A 16,636-nucleotide genomic window follows, 5' to 3' on the forward strand; every position below is an offset into this window, starting at 1 on the left:
AGGCGCGTTGCGCAAACAGCATGCCGAAGCGGCATGGGTGTCGTCGGATTTGGGAAACCTCGATCCGCCCGGACCGCAGTCCGGGCGGAGGTTTTCGGGAGGTAAGCCGATTACTTGATGTAGCCGCCGCGGGTCATTTCGCGCTCGGTCAGGCTCTGAGCCTGAGCAAGGGCATCATCGACCGACATCTGGCCGGCAAGAGCTGCCGAGAAGAGCTGGCCGACGGACGTGCCGAGGCTCTGGAACTCGGGGATGGCCACGAACTGCACGCCGACATAAGGCACCGGCTTGACGGTCGGGTTCTTGGGGTCAGCTGCATTGATCGAGTCGAGGGTCATCTTCGCGAACGGCGCAGCCTTCTGGTATTCCGGGTTCTCGTAGAGAGAGGTGCGCGTGCCCGGAGGAACGTTGGCCCAGCCTTCCTTGGAAGCCACGAGCTCAAGATAGGCCTTGCTGGTTGCCCAGGAGATGAACTTCTCGGCCGAGGCCGACTTCTGCGAACCGGCAGGGATCGCGAGGTTCCAGGCCCACAGCCAGTTGCCGCGCTTGCCGAGGCCGGTGTCGGGAGCCAGTGCAAAACCGACCTTGTCGGCGACCGTCGAATCCTTCGGATTGGTGACGAAGGAGGCAGCGACGGTGGCGTCGATCCACATGCCGCACTTGCCCTGCTGGAAGAGTGCGAGGTTCTCGTTGAAGCCGTTCGAGGATGCGCCCTGCGGGCCGGCGTCGTTCATCAGCTTCACGTAGAAGTCGAGCGTGTTCTTCCATTCCGGCTGGTCGAACTGCGGCTTCCAGTTCTCGTCGAACCAGCGAGCGCCGAAGGCGTTCGAGGTCGCCGTCAGGAAGGCCATGTTCTCGCCCCAGCCGGCCTTGCCGCGCAGGCAGATGCCGTTGATGTCGTTGGCGCGGTCCGTCATCTTGCGGGCGGCGTCGGCGATGAACTCCCAGGTCGGAGCGTCGGGCATGGTGAGTCCCGCCTTTTCCATCAGGTCCTTGCGATACATCACCATCGAGCTTTCGCCGTAGAACGGTGCGGCATAGAGCTTGCCGTCATCGCCGGTCAGACCCGAGCGGATGGCCGGTAGCAGATCGTCGACGTCGTAATCGGCGCCGAGATTTTCGAGCGGCAGAAGCCAGCCCTGCTTGGCCCAGATCGGAACTTCATAGGTACCGATCGTCATGATGTCGTACTGGCCGCCCTTGGTGGCGATGTCTGTCGTCACGCGCTCGCGCAGAACGTTTTCCTCAAGCGTCACCCACTCGACCTGAATGTCCGGGTTCTTGGAGGTGAACTCCGAGGTCAGGCCCTGCATGCGGATCATGTCGCCGTTGTTGACGGTGGCAATCGTGAGGGTTTCAGCCGAGGCCATGCCGGCAAGCGCCAGCGCTGAGCAGGCGCCCAGCAAAATCGTCTTCAAATTCATGTCTTCCTCCCAGAAGAATAATGAGCATTCGCTTTGCTCATGGGCAATTACTCATTTGCCGCGCGTGCAAAGTCAAGCGGGATTCTTCGCTGCAATGCCGCAACGGAAAGCCAAGTCTATGAAAAATCGAGAGAAAAACTTGCGGAATTCACCGCTTCAAGAGCTGCTTGGCCGTCTCTTCATCGGTGATCAAGCCATTGATATGACCGCCGCGCACGGCGGCGAGAATGGCGGCATGCTTGCGCTTGCCGCGTGCCATGCCGATCACAGTCGAGCGTTCACGGGAGGGAATGTGAAGGCTGGCAACCCGGTCATTGACCGGATGATCGAGGAGTTTTCCGTCGGCACCGAAGATCCAGCCGCAGATTTCGCCGACGGCGCCGGCCTTGAGAAGGTCCTCCATTTCGTCCCGCTTCAAAAAGCCGTCGACGAGGAGGGGGGCTGTGAGTGCGATATCTCCGATACCCACGAAGGTAACATCGGATTTCTGTCCGAGCGCGATCGTCGGCGCGACCAGCGGCTGCGCATGAAGCAACGCCTTTTCCTCGGGGGAAGAGACGATGACCGGCAAAGGCATGGGAAAATGCGGCGCCTTGATCGCATCCGCCATCGAGAAAATGACGTTGAAATAGGCGGCAGACCCGTCCGGACTGATATTGCCGGTCAACGAGACGATCTTGTGTTGCGGACACTCGATCGGCGACAACTGGTCGATCATGGCGCGCAGCGTGCGGCCGGTCCCCATGGCGATAACCAGGGGATCGGATTGTTTGAGCCAGCGTTCGAGTTCCGCAGCGCCGGCTTCGGCCACGCCCACCGTCGCCGATTCCGATTCGGGATCGGAGGGAACGATCTCAACCTGCCGCAAACCGTACCGGTCCTTCAGCGCTTCCGCCAGTTCGAGGCAGGCCGCAATCGGATGATCCAGCCGGACCTTGATCAGGCGTTCCGCGATCGACAACGAGACCAGACGTTGAGCGCTCTGACGTGAGATGCCCATGAGGGCTGCGATTTCATCTTGGGTGCGACCCGAAACATAGTAGAGCCAGCCGGCCCGCGCGGCATCGTCCAGTCTTGTCTGTCCTTCACTGCGCCGCGCCATGACACCTCGCCTCCCCGATGGAAACAGTGCTGCCAAGTTTGCGAGCCGCTGTCAAATGGCGCCGAGGCAAGCAGCCGCCAGGAACCACCCAGCTTTTGGCCGGTTGGAACTCGTGTCCGATCAGGGAGAGAGCAGATGAACAGGAAATGGCAACTCGTGGCGATACTGGCCGCCTTGGCGATTGCGCTCGTCATGGTGTTTGCCGCTGAACTGCTACAGGATGACACCCAAACGGCCCCAACCGATGCGCCGACACGGCACGATTCCGTTCCCGGCTTACCGCCAAGCGCGACCGGCGATATCAGCAATCCTTGAAACCGGTGGCGGGCGACGATCGATCGCACTCTTTGCCCAAATAAAAACGATCCCGCCGAAGCGGGATCGAGGTGGGAGCCCTGAGGCTGCCGGGGGAGGTTGGGGGAACATACTGACGATCAAACGGCCCAGAGTTCCAATTGTTCCACAGCGGGAACATGGTTTTTGACGGACTGCGATCGGTACTGGTTGGCACCAAGCGCAATCATGTGCGCGCGTGTGTTCCTCTCTCTGCAAGAACTGTCTGACCCCGCGCCCTCTTCGAGTTCGGCGCTAGGCTCACTGTGCGTCGTCGTCCGATGTCTTCATTGCATCGCCCAGGTTCCGTTTGACCGGGTCCGACAGGTTTTCGCCTTTGGCATCGCGGTCGATGTCGGGGTTGTCTTCTGCCGGCAGATAGCCGCGTGGCCGGTTCTCCTGTGGCCCTTCCCAGCGCGGGGACTGGTCCGTCGTTCCTGCTTTGCCGTCCTTTGGACCGTTCATACCCATTTTGATCTCCTGCGTTTTCATCTCCCTTCCAACCGCAGTTTCATGCGACGGTTCCCCCGGAACATTCGCCGGCGGCTTCTGTTTGTCGGATGGACTTCAACGCGAGGCATGGGAGAAAAAGGATGACGAAGCCACACGTGGTCATCATCGGTGCGGGTTTCGGCGGCCTGGCCTGCGCAAAAGCGCTCGGCAACAGTGATGTCAGGGTTACCGTCATCGACCGCCGCAACCACAATCTGTTCCAGCCGCTGCTCTACCAGGTCGCAACCGCCGCCCTCTCACCCGCCGACGTTTCAGAACCGATTCGTCGCACCCTTGCGCGTTATGACAACATCCGCGTGCTGATGGGCGAAGTCTCCGGGATAGACGTGGAGGCAAAGCAGGCGCTGCTCGCCGACGGCGCCCGCATTTCCTATGACCGCCTCGTCATCGCGACGGGATCAGAATACAATTACTTTGGTCATCCCGACTGGCACAAGCACGCGCCCGGCCTCAAATCGGTGCACGAGGCCCGCCAGATCCGCCACCGCCTTCTGCTCGCCTTCGAACGGGCCGAACGCAGCACGGACGAGAGCGAGAAGCGCAGGCTTCTCACGAGCGTGGTCGTGGGTGGCGGCCCGACAGGCGTGGAGATGGCAGGAGCGATCTCGGAACTCGGCACCTTCATGATCGCCAATGACTTCGACAGCCTCGCTCACGACCAGTTTCGCGTTCTGCTGGTCGAGGCGGGGCCCAGGATTCTGGCGGGCTTTCCGGAGGATCTGGCCGATTATGCCGCGAACTATCTGACCCGGATCGGCGTCGAAATCCGTGTGAAATCCGCAGTGGAAGAGATAGAGGCGACACGCATTCGTATCGCGGGAGAATGGCTCCCCGCTGGTTCCATCGTCTGGGGCGCCGGCGTCAAGGCGTCACCGGCTGCCCGTTGGCTCGGCGTCGAACCCGGCGCTGCGGGCCGTATCCCGGTCAATGCCGATCTTACCGTGCCCGGCCGGCCGGGCATCTACGCACTCGGCGACACGGCACTCACCCTCGGCGCTGACGAAAAACCCCTGCCGGCACTTGCCCAAGTGGCCAAGCAGCAGGGCACCTATCTGGGGAAGGCGCTGCGCGCGGAACTCTTGTCCGGCAGAACCCCGGGACCGTTCGCCTTTCGCAACCGGGGCAATACCGCAGTCATCGGCCGCAACGCCGCAATATTCGATTTCGGCCGATGGCATTTGAAGGGGCGCCTTGCCTGGTTCCTTTGGGCGATCGTTCATGTCTGGCTGCTCGTCAACTTCGAGAAGCGGCTGTTGGTCAGCATCCAGTGGGTCTGGCGCTACGCAACGCGGCAGCGCGGCGCACGGTTGATCGATGAGCACGCAGCAGATCGCCTGCGGTCCGTGCCTTGAAAGACCAACAATTCGATGGCCTGACGAAAATTCCGCTTCCGCGATCAAAATCGGTTGACGAATGTAATGTTATTACATATCGAACAATTGACGCAGGACATGCTTGACCAGTCTGTCGCGGAGGCTCTATGCAGGAGGCGACGGTTCCCCCACCGGATGACTCCGAGGGGATTAATAGGGAACACGGTGCGGAAGACCCTGTAGGGACCAAGACCGTGGCTGCCCCCGCAACTGTAAGCGGATTGCCGTCCATTCTCGCGGCGCGAAAGCGTCGGGCCACTGCGAGCGATCGTGGGAAGGCAGATGGACGACAGATATTCGCAAGCCAGGAGACCTGCCGTCAGATGAGTGAGAAACGTAGCGGACGGGGTGTTCCGATGGATACGAACTGGCTTGCAGACCGCGTCTTTCGCGCGGCTTCATGGTTGCCATTTTGCCTCCGGAGAAGTCCTGCGGAGGAAAGACTTGCCGGACATCATCAGCGATAGTTTCAGCAGGCCTGCTGGAATACACGGCGTGACCGCTGCCTTTCTCTTGGGGAGGGTTGGACGATGAGTTGTGATACCAGGGGCATATCCGTCAGGGCAGTTGACCTCGGTTGGGGACCCAGAACCTCGCAGTTTCTTGTGCGCAACGTCTCCTTTTCGATCGGGGGCGGGGATCGCCTCGCCATTGTAGGCCCGAACGGCGCCGGCAAGACGACACTTCTGCGTTGCCTCTATCGCGGTGTGACGCCGCTTGAGGGCAGGGTAGAAGTCGATGGCCAGGACATCGCCGATCTGACGCCCCGTCAGGTTGCCCGCCGGGTTGCCGTCGTGTTGCAGGAAATGCCGGCCGATTTTCCCTTCACCGTCCAGGACGTCGTCTTGATGGGACGCGTACCCTGGCGGGAAGGCTTGACCGGCTGGACTGCGCAGGACCGCGACGAAGCCCGCCATGCACTGGAACATCTGGATCTGCTCTCCCTTGCGTCCCGTCAGTTCTCCACGCTGTCCGGCGGTGAGAAGCAGCGCGTTCTCGTGGCGCGCGCGCTCGCGCAAAATCCGGAGGTCATCATCCTCGACGAGCCGACCAACCATCTCGATATCCGTCATCAGCTGGAGATCCTGGCCCTACTGGCCACCTTGCGGCTGACAATCGTCACCACCTTGCACGACATCAATCTCGCAGCCGATTTCGCCACCCATGTCGCGCTGATGCAGTCGGGCCGCATGACGGCCTTCGGCCACCCCGACGAGGTCCTGACCGACCATGCCATTTCCGGCACCTTCGGCGTTCTCGCCGAACGCCAGCATATGGCGAGTGCCGGCTCCTCGCGCTTTTCATTCTCCCTTGCCAACTCCTGATTTCGAAAGAACCAAGATGGTCTCGTTCCGCCTGTCCTCCGCCGCCACATTCCTCATCGCTGTCCTCGCCGCTTCGGCAGCCGGCGCCTTTCCTGTCACGGTGAAGAGCTGCAACCGCGATGTCACGTTCGAGGAGGCCCCCAAACGCGCAGTCTCCAATGACGTCAATCTCACCGAAATGATGCTGGCCCTGAAACTGCAGGACCGCATGGTCGGTTATACCGGCATCTCTGGCTGGAAGACGCTGGATGAGAGCCTGCGCGAAGGTGTGAAGGAACTGCCCGAGCTTTCTCCCAAATATCCGAGCAAGGAGGTCCTGCTCGAAGCCGATGCCGATTTCTATTTTGCCGGCTGGAACTACGGCATGAAGGTCGGCGGCGAAGTGACGCCCGAGACGCTCAGCCCCTTTGGCATCAAGGTCTATGAACTGACGGAATCCTGCAGCCACATCATGGCCAAGGCCAAACCCACCATGGACGACATGTTCGTCGACCTGCTCAACCTCGGCACGATTTTCGGCGTCGAGGATCGGGCAGAGGCCCTGGTCGCCGGTTACAAGACCGGTTTGACAAAGGTCCAGGAGCGCATCGGCACCATCAAGGAGCCCGTTCGCGTGTTCGTCTACGATTCGGGCACCGAAAAGCCGTTCACCTCTGGCCGTTTCGGCATTCCGACGGCCATGATCGAGGCCGCCGGCGGCATCAACATCATGGAGGATGTCGAAAAGAGCTGGACGGAGGTCTCCTGGGAGCCGGTGATAGACCGCAATCCTGAGGTGATCGTCATCGTCGACTATGGCGATGTCACCGCCGAGCAGAAGATCGCCTTCATGAAGGAAAACCCGGCATTCAAGAACCTCGACGCCGTCAAGAATGATCGTTTCGTCGTGCTCGCTTATGTCGAGGCGACACCTGGTCCACGCAATGTCGCCGCCATCGAACGCCTCGCCGAGGCTTTCCACCCGCGCAACATGTAATGCCGGCTGACCGGCCTCAGCTTATACTCTGAGGCCGCGACCGGCTGCATTTTTAAAAAACAGGAACGCGATGCGCGGCAGCAGGATCTTCCTCTGGACGGTCGGCCCACTCGGGCTGCTCCTCCTCTGCATCACCCTCGGGGTCTCGCTCGGCTCGGCGCGTATTCCCGTCGGCATGGTATGGTCGATCCTCGGCCACCATGCCGCGCCGGACCTCTTCGAGCAGACCTGGTCGGCTGGCCGCGACAGCATCGTCTGGGAAGTGCGGCTGCCGCGCGTGCTTTTGGCCGCTCTCGTTGGCGCCGGTCTCGCAGTCGTCGGCGCCGTCCTCCAGTCGATTACCCGCAACCCGCTCGCCGATCCGCATCTGCTTGGCGTCTCCTCGGGCGGTGCATTGGGGGCGATCATCGCGCTCCTCCACACCGGACTGATCTTCGGCGTCATCACGGTTCCGCTCTTCGCCTTCGCCGGCGCGCTCTGCGCCACAATGGCCGTCGTCGCCGTCACCCGCATGACCGGAGCCGCACCGGACCGGCTAGTTCTGTCGGGCGTTGCCGTCGCTTTCATCGCCACCTCGCTCGGCAATCTCGCGATCTTTCTTGGCGATCCGCGCGCCGCGCATACGGTGATCTTCTGGATGCTCGGCGGCCTCGGCCTCGCCGAATGGAGCCATCTTGTCTATCCGGCGGCCACGCTTGCCGCCTCCCTTGTCTTCCTTGTCCTGCGTGCCCGCGAAATCAATGCGCTCGCCATGGGCGATGAAACGGCAGCCACCTTGGGGGTGCCCGTTGCCCGCTTTCGCGCGGAACTCTTTGTGGTGACGGCGCTGTTGACGGGCGTGATGGTCGCCTTTTCCGGCGCGATCGGTTTCGTCGGACTATTGGTTCCGCATTTTGTTCGCCTGACCGGCGGCAGCGACAATGTCCGCGTCATCCCGCTGTCGGCCTTGGTTGGCGCGGTGGTTCTGATCCTCGCCGACGTCGTCTCCCGCACGATCATGGCCCCGGAGGACGTGCCGATCGGCGTGATCACCGGTCTCGTCGGGGGCCTATCCTTCATTCTTCTTCTGAGGCGCCGATAAGCACTGTTCAGATTTCTGTTGCCCTTGGTTCGTTTTGACTTAGGTTGAAGAAAAACGAAAGAGTAGGGGATGGAGATGCTGCTTTCGGCCCGACAGACGGAAATCATGACGCTCGCCAAGGAATATGGCCGCGTTCTCGTGGATGAACTGGCAGCCCGGTTCGCGGTGACACCCCAGACGATTCGCAAGGATCTCAACGATCTGTGCGATGCCCGCGCGCTGAACCGCATTCATGGCGGCGCGGTGTTCCCCAGCGGAAACGAAAACGTCAAATACGAAGCGCGCCGCTCGATGGCCGCGACCGAGAAGCAGGCGATCGGCCGGGCCGCAGCCGATCTCATTCCCGACAACTCCTCGCTCTTCATCAACATCGGCACCACAACGGAAGCGGTGGGCGACGCCCTGGTCGACCACAAGGAATTGATGGTCATTACCAATAATATCAATGTTGCCAACCGCTTGCGTGTCTTTCCCTCGATCGAGGTGGTCATCGCGGGCGGTGTCGTGCGGGGTTCTGATGGCGGTATCGTCGGCGAAGCAGCCGTCGATTTCATTCGTCAATTCAAGGTCGATTTCGCCGTCATCGGTGTATCCGCGATTGATGAAGACGGCGCGCTGCTCGATTTCGATTTCCGCGAAGTGAAAGTCGCCCAGGCCATCATTGCCAACGCGCGACACGTCATTCTGGTCACGGATGCCTCCAAGTTCGAACGGACCGCACCCGTTCGCATCGGCCATATATCGCAGGTGCAGACCTTCATAACCGATCACTGTCCCTCCGACAGCATCCGCTCGATCTGCCTCGACAATGATGTCCGCATGATCGAAACATCCGTCGCTACAGCCGCGATCGAAGCCGAATAACTTTCGTTTGACATTCGTTTAAATTGCGTTTTAGATATCCAGACTTTCGCTATCGCAGCAAATGCTGCAGTGCGAAAACAGGGAGGAACGATGTCGGGGCAGCCTATCTACGATCTGTTTGTGATCGGTGGCGGGATCAACGGGTGTGGGATCGCGCGTGACGCGGCTGGCCGTGGTTATTCCGTCGCCCTGGCGGAAATGAATGATTTCGCCTCCGGCACGTCGTCCGGCGCCACCAAGCTGATCCATGGGGGCCTGCGCTACCTCGAACACTACGAATTCCGACTGGTCCGCGAAGCGCTGATGGAGCGCGAAGTGCTCTGGGCGATGGCGCCGCATGTCATCTGGCCGCTGCGTTTCGTCCTGCCTTTCCAGAAGGGCGGCATTCGCCCGGCCTGGCTCATCCGCCTTGGCCTTTTCCTGTATGACCACCTCGGTGGCCGTAAGCTCCTGCCCGCAACGCGCACGCTCGATCTGCGCCGCGATCCGGCCGGCAAGCCGCTGAAGCCGATCTTCTCCAAGGCCTTCGAATATTCCGACGGCTGGGTCGATGACGCCCGCATGGTGGTCTTGAATGCCCGCGATGCCGAAATCCGCGGTGCCACCATCCTCAGCCGCTCGCGTGTGACATCGGCGAAGCGCGAAGAGGGCGTCTGGGTCATCACCACCCGCAAGCGCGACGGATCGGTCTCCACGCACCGCGCCCGCATGTTGGTCAATGCCGCCGGTCCCTGGGTCGATCAGGTGCTCGCCGGCGCCTTCGGCCGCAACAACGTGCACAATGTCCGGCTCGTCCAGGGCAGCCACATCATCGTAAAGAAGAAGTTCAACGATCCGCGCGCCTATTTCTTCCAGAACCCGGACAATCGCATCATCTTCGCCATCCCCTACGAGCGCGACTTTACCCTCATCGGCACGACGGACCGCGACTATACCGAGGATCCGAAGGATGTTCGCATCAGCCCCGAAGAGGTGAACTATCTCTGTGGCGCGGCGAGCGAGTATTTCCAGGAGCCGGTCGTTCCTGATGACATCGTCTGGAGCTATTCGGCGGTGCGCCCGCTCTTCGATGATGGCGCCTCCAAGGCCCAGGAAGCGACCCGTGACTACGTGCTGAAGGTCGAAGCGCGGGAAGGCGAGGCGCCGCTGCTCAACGTCTTCGGCGGCAAGCTCACCACCTATCGCCGGTTGGCCGAGCATGCGTTGGAAAAGATTGGTGAAACCATCGGTTCGAAGGGCACATCCTGGACGGCCGGCAGCCAGCTTCCCGGCGGTGATTTCGGCGTCAACGCCTACGAGGCGACCGTGGAGAAACTGCTGAAAGCCTATCCCTTCCTGCAGCGGGCTCATGCCGAGCGGCTGATCCGCTGCTACGGCACGGATGCCCATGCCATTCTTGGTGCCGCACGGACGCTCGAGGATCTGGGCCGTTATTTCGGCGGCACGCTATACGAGGCGGAAGTTCGCTGGTTGATCGAACGCGAATGGGCTGTCACGGCCGAAGACGTGCTGTGGCGCCGGACGAAGCAGGGATTGTTCCTGACGCCAGAGGAGGCGGAAGGGCTGGACGGATATATGGGGTTGATGGCTGCGGCCTGAGGCCGAAGCGAAGATACCGACGGTTTGGAGGAGGCCCGAGGAAACATGTTGGAACTGCGTAAAGTCTCGAAAATGGTGGGGGTGGATTATCACATTCATCCTACCGACCTGACGTTGCAGCGGGGTACGCTGAACGTCCTGCTCGGCCCCACGCTTTCGGGCAAGACCTCGCTGATGCGGTTGATGGCGGGCCTCGACAAGCCCACATCCGGCAGCGTCTTCTTCGACGGGGTCGATGTGACCGGCGTGCCGGTGCAGAAGCGCCAGGTCGCCATGGTTTACCAGCAGTTCATCAATTATCCCGCCCTGACGGTCTACGAGAACATCGCCTCGCCGATGCGGGTCAAGGGCGTCGATCAGGCAACGATCGACCGCGAAGTCCGCAAGGCGGCCGATCTCCTTCGGCTCACCCCTTATCTCGATCGCACGCCGCTCAGTCTCTCCGGCGGCCAGCAACAGCGCACGGCGCTCGCCCGTGCGATCGTCAAAAAGGCCAATCTCGTCCTGCTCGACGAACCGCTTGCCAATCTCGACTACAAGCTGCGTGAAGAACTGCGCGAAGAACTGCCCAAGATCTTCGCCGAATCGGGCGCCATCTTCGTCTACGCCACCACCGAACCTTCGGAAGCTCTTCTGCTCGGCGGCAATACGGCAACCCTCAGCGAAGGCCGCATCACCCAGTTCGGCAGCACCATCTCGGTCTATCGTAAGCCTGCCGATCTCGCTTCGGCCCGCATCTTCGCCGATCCGCCGCTCAATACCCTGGACGTGGTGAAGGTGTCGAACCAGTTCCAGCGCGATGGACGGATGGTTCTTCCGGTCCCGGCCCATCTGGCCGCGATCCCGGACGGCCCGGTCACGATTGCTTTCCATCCGCACCACCTCTCCCTGTCCCCATCGGATGGCTCCGCCGGTCTCACGGCCCGCACCCTTGTCTCGGAAATCGCTGGCTCGGAAAGCTTCATCCACGTCGAATACGGCAATGCCCGCTGGGTCAGCCTCGAGCACGGCATTCACGACATCGAACCCGACCGGGACATCGACGTCTTCATCGACACCCGACACCTGATGGCCTTCGGTGCCGCGGGCCGCGCCCTTGGCGCTTCGCCCGAACTGGCCGCGTGAGGGAGGACCACATGGCGCGCATCAATCTCGACCATATCCGCCACGCCTACACCCCGGCCGCTCGTGCTGCTGGAGATTACGCCCTCAAGGAAGTGCATCACGAGTGGGATGACGGCGGTGCCTACGCGCTTCTAGGCCCGTCGGGCTGTGGCAAGACCACCCTTCTCAACATCATTTCGGGTCTCTTGCACCCCTCCGATGGCCGCATCGAATTCGACGGCGTCGACGTGACCACGCTGCCGACCCAGGCGCGCAACATTGCCCAGGTCTTCCAGTTTCCGGTCGTCTACGACACCATGACTGTCTACGACAACCTCGCTTTCCCGCTGCGCAACCGCCATGTACCGGAAGATCAGGTCAACAAGCGGGTCAACGAGATCCTCGACATGATCGACCTCCAGCCCATGGCGAAAAAGCGCGCCCAAGGTCTGACCGCCGACCAGAAGCAGAAGATTTCGCTCGGCCGTGGCCTGGTGCGTTCCGACGTCAACGCCATCCTCTTCGATGAGCCGCTGACCGTCATCGATCCGCATATGAAATGGGTCCTGCGTTCGCAGCTGAAGCGCCTGCACCGCCAGTCCGGCTTCACCATGGTCTATGTCACCCACGACCAGACCGAAGCCCTCACCTTCGCCGACAAGGTCGTCGTGATGTATGACGGCCAGATTGTTCAGATCGGAACGCCGGCCGAACTTTTCGAACGCCCGAGCCACACCTTCGTCGGCTATTTCATTGGTTCGCCGGGCATGAACGTCATGCCGGCCAAAGTCAGCGGCACGACCGCCACCGTCGGCGACCAGTCGATCGCGCTTCCCGGTGCACCCAAGCTCGCTTCTCAGTCGAAGCTTGAACTCGGCATTCGTCCCGAATTCGTTCGCCTGGGACGCGAAGGCATGCCGGTCACGGTCACGAAGGTCGAAGACATCGGCCGCCAGAAGATCGTCCGGGCGCGTTTCTGCGACCAGCCGTTGTCGATCGTGGTTTCGGAAGACGCCGACATTCCGACCGATCCAAAAATCACGTTCGACCCAGCGGGCATCGGCATCTTCGCCGATTCCTGGCGCGTAGGTCTGGAGGGCTGACGATGGAAAAGACCTGGAACAACAAGGCCTGGTTCATGGTCATTCCGGTCCTGCTGCTGGTGGCCTTCTCGGCCGTCATCCCGCTGATGACCGTGGTCAACTATTCCGTTCAGGACACTTTCGGCAACAACGAATTCTTCTGGGCCGGCACCGACTGGTTCGCCGAAATCCTGTCGTCGGACCGCTTCTGGGACGCTCTGGTTCGCAATCTCATCTTCTCGATGATCATCCTGGCGATCGAGGTCCCGCTCGGCATCCTGATCGCGCTCAACATGCCGAAAAAGGGTCTGGGCGTGCCGGTCTGCCTGGTGCTCATGGCCCTGCCGCTTCTCATTCCGTGGAACGTCGTCGGCACCATCTGGCAGGTCTTCGGCCGCGTCGACATCGGTCTTCTCGGCTACGTCCTGAACGCCATCGGCATCGATTACAACCTGACTCAGGATCCGGTCGATGCCTGGATCACGGTCATCGCCATGGACGTCTGGCATTGGACCAGCCTCGTCGTGCTGCTCTGCTACGCCGGCCTCGTCTCGATCCCGGATGCCTATTACCAGGCCGCCAAGATCGATGGTGCCTCCCGCTTCTCCGTCTTCCGCTACATCCAGCTGCCGAAGATGAAGCGCGTGCTTCTGATCGCCGTGCTGCTCCGCTTCATGGACAGCTTCATGATCTACACCGAGCCCTTTGTCGTCACCGGCGGTGGCCCCGGCAACTCCACGACCTTCCTGTCGATCGACCTGGTCAAGATGGCCGTCGGCCAGTTCGACCTCGGTCCGGCGGCCGCCATGTCCATCATCTACTTCCTGATCATCCTGCTGATGTCATGGGTCTTCTACACCGTGATGACCGTCAGCGACGCAAAGAGCCAGTAAGGAGGCGCACTCGATGAGCAGTTCCGACGATCGTTCGCGCTTCGGGTTCTTGATCCCGACGGTTTACATCATCTTCCTGTTGCTGCCGATCTATTGGCTGGTCAACATGAGCTTCAAGACCAATTCGGAAATCACCGGCGCGCTGTCCCTTTGGCCGGTCAATCCGACGCTTGCCAACTATGCCGTGATCTTCACCGATCCGTCCTGGTACAAGGGCTATATCAACTCGATCATCTATGTCTGCCTGAACACGGTGATCTCGGTCGCTGCGGCACTTCCGGCAGCCTACGCTTTCTCGCGCTATCGCTTCCTCGGTGACAAGCACCTGTTCTTCTGGTTGCTCACCAACCGCATGGCGCCGCCGGCCGTCTTTGCGCTTCCCTTCTTCCAGCTCTATTCGGCCTTCGGCCTCATCGACACGCATATCGCTGTGGCACTCGCCCACTGCCTGTTCAACGTGCCGCTGGCGGTCTGGATCCTGGAAGGCTTCATGTCCGGCGTACCGAAGGAAATCGACGAAACCGCCTATATCGACGGTTACTCTTTCCCGCGCTTCTTCGTGAAGATCTTCATCCCGCTGATCGCCTCCGGCATCGGAGTCGCCGCCTTCTTCTGCTTCATGTTCTCCTGGGTCGAGCTTCTGATTGCCCGCACGCTGACGACGACCGATGCCAAGCCGATCGCCGCCATCATGACGCGCACGGTTTCGGCATCCGGCATGGACTGGGGCGTGCTCGCCGCCGCCGGCGTGTTGACCATCATCCCGGGCGCGCTCGTGATCTATTTTGTTCGCAATTACATCGCCAAGGGCTTTGCCCTGGGCCGCGTCTGAGGAGGCGTCGATGAACTTCACATGGATGGCCTGGACGCTTCCGACGGCGCTTTTCTTCATCGCGATCCTGACGCTGATCGTCTCGATGGCGGTGTGGGAATATGTCTCGCCCGGCGGCAATCCCCGGGTTGGCATACTCAGGTTCGAGACAACCCGTGGCGACCGCCTGTTCGTGTCGCTGCTCGGCTCGGCCTTCATTCATCTCGCTTGGCTCGGCCTTGTTGGGCCGAACCTGTGGTGGGCTCTCGCTCTGTCCGTGGTCTACGCCATCGGCGTATTCCGCTACGTATAGGGCCGGACAACGGCGGATGGCGGCGGGAGGCTGCCATCCTGATGACTTCAACTCTGCAATCGCAACCTTAGGGAGGACGAAAATGCGAAAGCACCTTTTGACAACGACAGCGGCCATGCTGCTCGCCATGACCGGCGTGGCATTCGCCGACATGGAAGCGGCGAAGAAGTTCCTGGACACTGAGATCGGCGATATGTCGACGCTCGACCGCGCCGCCCAGGAAGCCGAACTGCAGTGGTTCATCGATGCGGCAAAGCCCTTTGCCGGCATGGAGATCAAGGTCGTTTCCGAAACCATCGCCACCCATGAATACGAGTCCAAGGTTCTGGCCCCGGCTTTCACCGCGATCACCGGCATCAAGATCACCCATGACCTGATCGGCGAAGGCGACGTCGTCGAAAAGCTGCAGACCCAGATGCAGTCGGGTGAAAACATCTACGACGCCTATGTCAACGACTCCGACCTGATCGGTACCCATTGGCGCTACCAGCAGGCCCGCTCGCTGACCAAGTGGATGGCCAACGAAGGCAAGGACGTCACCAACCCCGGCCTCGATCTTGCTGACTTCATCGGCACCAAGTTCACGACCGCTCCGGACGGCGATCTCTATCAGCTGCCCGACCAGCAGTTCGCCAACCTCTACTGGTTCCGCTACGACTGGTTCAACGACGAAAAGAACAAGGCCGACTTCAAGGCCAAGTACGGCTACGACCTCGGCGTCCCGGTCAACTGGTCCGCTTACGAAGACATCGCCGAATTCTTCACCGGTCGCGAAATCGACGGCAAGAAGGTCTTCGGCCATATGGACTACGGCAAGAAGGACCCGTCGCTCGGCTGGCGCTTCACCGATGCCTGGCTCTCCATGGCCGGCAACGGCGACAAGGGCCTGCCGAACGGTCTGCCCGTCGACGAATGGGGCATCAAGGTCAATGAAAAGTCCCAGCCGGTCGGCTCCTGCGTCGCCCGCGGCGGTGACACCAACGGCCCTGCCTCAGTCTACGCCATCCAGAAGTACCTCGACTGGCTGAAGGCCTATGCGCCGCCGGAAGCCCAGGGCATGACCTTCGGTGAAGCCGGTCCGGTACCTGCTCAGGGCAACGTCGCTCAGCAGATGTTCACCTACACGGCGTTCACTGCCGACTTCGTCAAGAAGGGCCTGCCGGTCGTCAACGAGGACGGCACGCCGAAGTGGCGTTTTGCTCCGAGCCCGCACGGCGTCTACTGGAAGGACGGCATGAAGCTCGGTTATCAGGACGTCGGTTCCTGGACCCTGATGAAGTCGACCCCTGACGACCGCGCCAAGGCCGCCTGGCTCTATGCGCAGTTCGTCACCTCGAAGACCGTGGACGTGAAGAAGAGCCACGTAGGCCTGACCCTCATCCGCGAATCGACGATCCAGCACAAGTCCTTCACCGACCGTGCGCCGAACCTCGGTGGTCTGATCGAGTTCTATCGTTCGCCGGCCCGCGTTCAGTGGTCGCCGACCGGTACGAACATCCCGGACTATCCGAAGCTGGCTCAGCTGTGGTGGCAGGCAATCGGTGACGCATCCTCGGGTGCGAAGACCGCGCAGGAAGCCATGGACTCGCTTTGCGCCGAGCAGGAAAAGGTCCTGCAGCGTCTGGAACGCGCAGGCGTTCAGGGTGACATCGGTCCGGCGCTCGCCGAAGAGCACGATCTCGAATATTGGAACAAGGACGCTGTCGCCAAGGGCAACCTGGCACCGCAGCTGAAGATCGAGAACGAGAAAGAAAAGCCGATCACCGTCAACTACGACGAACTGGTCAAGAGCTGGCAGAAGTGAGCCGGATCAGACCCTGATCATTGACAATCGCCGGGGCGA

At 61.1% G+C, this 16,636-nt stretch carries 16 protein-coding genes and 1 riboswitch; of the genes, 13 read left to right on the forward strand and 3 right to left on the reverse strand.

Annotation, left to right across the window (positions count from 1 at the left end):
* Positions 1 to 110 precede the first annotated feature (110 nt).
* Complete coding sequence (locus ACT53S_RS00365; protein WP_142072373.1) at positions 111 to 1,424, reverse strand: ABC transporter substrate-binding protein; 1,314 nt, start codon at positions 1,422 to 1,424, stop codon at positions 111 to 113.
* Between the two features lie 148 nt (positions 1,425 to 1,572).
* Positions 1,573 to 2,526 carry a sugar-binding transcriptional regulator gene (locus ACT53S_RS00370; protein WP_113378362.1) on the reverse strand — a complete coding sequence of 318 codons (954 nt, stop codon included), beginning with the start codon at positions 2,524 to 2,526 and terminating at the stop codon, positions 1,573 to 1,575.
* A gap of 135 nt (positions 2,527 to 2,661) precedes the next feature.
* Here ACT53S_RS00370 and ACT53S_RS00375 point away from each other — a divergent pair, with 135 nt between their 5' ends.
* Positions 2,662 to 2,841, forward strand: a complete 180-nt coding sequence (locus ACT53S_RS00375; RefSeq protein ID WP_476065529.1) for a hypothetical protein — start codon at positions 2,662 to 2,664, stop codon at positions 2,839 to 2,841.
* Between the two features lie 279 nt (positions 2,842 to 3,120).
* On the opposite strand, the gene ACT53S_RS00380 is transcribed toward ACT53S_RS00375, so the two are convergent.
* Positions 3,121 to 3,330 (reverse strand): hypothetical protein, encoded by a 210-nt coding sequence (locus ACT53S_RS00380; protein WP_113378434.1) that lies wholly within the window; start codon positions 3,328 to 3,330, stop codon positions 3,121 to 3,123.
* Between the two features lie 122 nt (positions 3,331 to 3,452).
* Here ACT53S_RS00380 and ACT53S_RS00385 point away from each other — a divergent pair, with 122 nt between their 5' ends.
* The 12 genes from ACT53S_RS00385 (at position 3,453) to ACT53S_RS00440 (ending at position 16,597) form a co-directional block, all read left to right on the forward strand.
* On the forward strand, positions 3,453 to 4,724 hold the full coding sequence (locus ACT53S_RS00385) for an NAD(P)/FAD-dependent oxidoreductase (RefSeq protein WP_476065530.1): 1,272 nt from the start codon (positions 3,453 to 3,455) through the stop codon (positions 4,722 to 4,724).
* 124 nt (positions 4,725 to 4,848) lie between these two features.
* Positions 4,849 to 5,080: riboswitch (cobalamin riboswitch) on the forward strand.
* Positions 5,081 to 5,275: 195 nt separating this feature from the next.
* On the forward strand, positions 5,276 to 6,070 hold the full coding sequence (locus ACT53S_RS00390) for an ABC transporter ATP-binding protein (protein ID WP_476065531.1): 795 nt from the start codon (positions 5,276 to 5,278) through the stop codon (positions 6,068 to 6,070).
* A gap of 16 nt (positions 6,071 to 6,086) precedes the next feature.
* Positions 6,087 to 7,046 carry an ABC transporter substrate-binding protein gene (locus tag ACT53S_RS00395; protein ID WP_476065532.1) on the forward strand — a complete coding sequence of 320 codons (960 nt, stop codon included), beginning with the start codon at positions 6,087 to 6,089 and terminating at the stop codon, positions 7,044 to 7,046.
* Positions 7,047 to 7,116: 70 nt separating this feature from the next.
* Positions 7,117 to 8,127 (forward strand): iron ABC transporter permease, encoded by a 1,011-nt coding sequence (locus ACT53S_RS00400; RefSeq protein ID WP_142072383.1) that lies wholly within the window; start codon positions 7,117 to 7,119, stop codon positions 8,125 to 8,127.
* A 75-nt stretch (positions 8,128 to 8,202) separates the two neighbouring features.
* A complete protein-coding gene (locus ACT53S_RS00405) occupies positions 8,203 to 8,991 on the forward strand; it encodes a DeoR/GlpR family DNA-binding transcription regulator (protein WP_113378433.1) in 789 nt (262 codons plus the stop codon).
* A gap of 90 nt (positions 8,992 to 9,081) precedes the next feature.
* Entirely contained in the window at positions 9,082 to 10,590 is a 1,509-nt protein-coding gene (glpD, locus tag ACT53S_RS00410) for a glycerol-3-phosphate dehydrogenase (RefSeq protein ID WP_476065533.1), read from the forward strand.
* A gap of 45 nt (positions 10,591 to 10,635) precedes the next feature.
* A complete protein-coding gene (locus ACT53S_RS00415; protein WP_476065534.1) occupies positions 10,636 to 11,715 on the forward strand; it encodes an ABC transporter ATP-binding protein in 1,080 nt (359 codons plus the stop codon).
* 11 nt (positions 11,716 to 11,726) lie between these two features.
* Entirely contained in the window at positions 11,727 to 12,797 is a 1,071-nt protein-coding gene (locus ACT53S_RS00420; RefSeq protein WP_476065535.1) for an ABC transporter ATP-binding protein, read from the forward strand.
* A gap of 2 nt (positions 12,798 to 12,799) precedes the next feature.
* Positions 12,800 to 13,669, forward strand: coding sequence for a carbohydrate ABC transporter permease (locus tag ACT53S_RS00425; RefSeq protein ID WP_113378354.1), 870 nt, complete (start codon positions 12,800 to 12,802; stop codon positions 13,667 to 13,669).
* A gap of 13 nt (positions 13,670 to 13,682) precedes the next feature.
* Positions 13,683 to 14,501 (forward strand): carbohydrate ABC transporter permease, encoded by an 819-nt coding sequence (locus ACT53S_RS00430; protein WP_113378353.1) that lies wholly within the window; start codon positions 13,683 to 13,685, stop codon positions 14,499 to 14,501.
* Positions 14,502 to 14,511: 10 nt separating this feature from the next.
* Positions 14,512 to 14,793 (forward strand): DUF2160 domain-containing protein, encoded by a 282-nt coding sequence (locus tag ACT53S_RS00435; RefSeq protein WP_142072391.1) that lies wholly within the window; start codon positions 14,512 to 14,514, stop codon positions 14,791 to 14,793.
* Between the two features lie 82 nt (positions 14,794 to 14,875).
* Positions 14,876 to 16,597: an ABC transporter substrate-binding protein gene (locus ACT53S_RS00440; RefSeq protein WP_113378351.1), complete on the forward strand. Its 1,722-nt coding sequence runs from the start codon at positions 14,876 to 14,878 to the stop codon at positions 16,595 to 16,597.
* Positions 16,598 to 16,636: the final 39 nt, after the last annotated feature.

The sequence above is a fragment of the Allorhizobium sp. DMC15 genome (assembly GCF_056314065.1).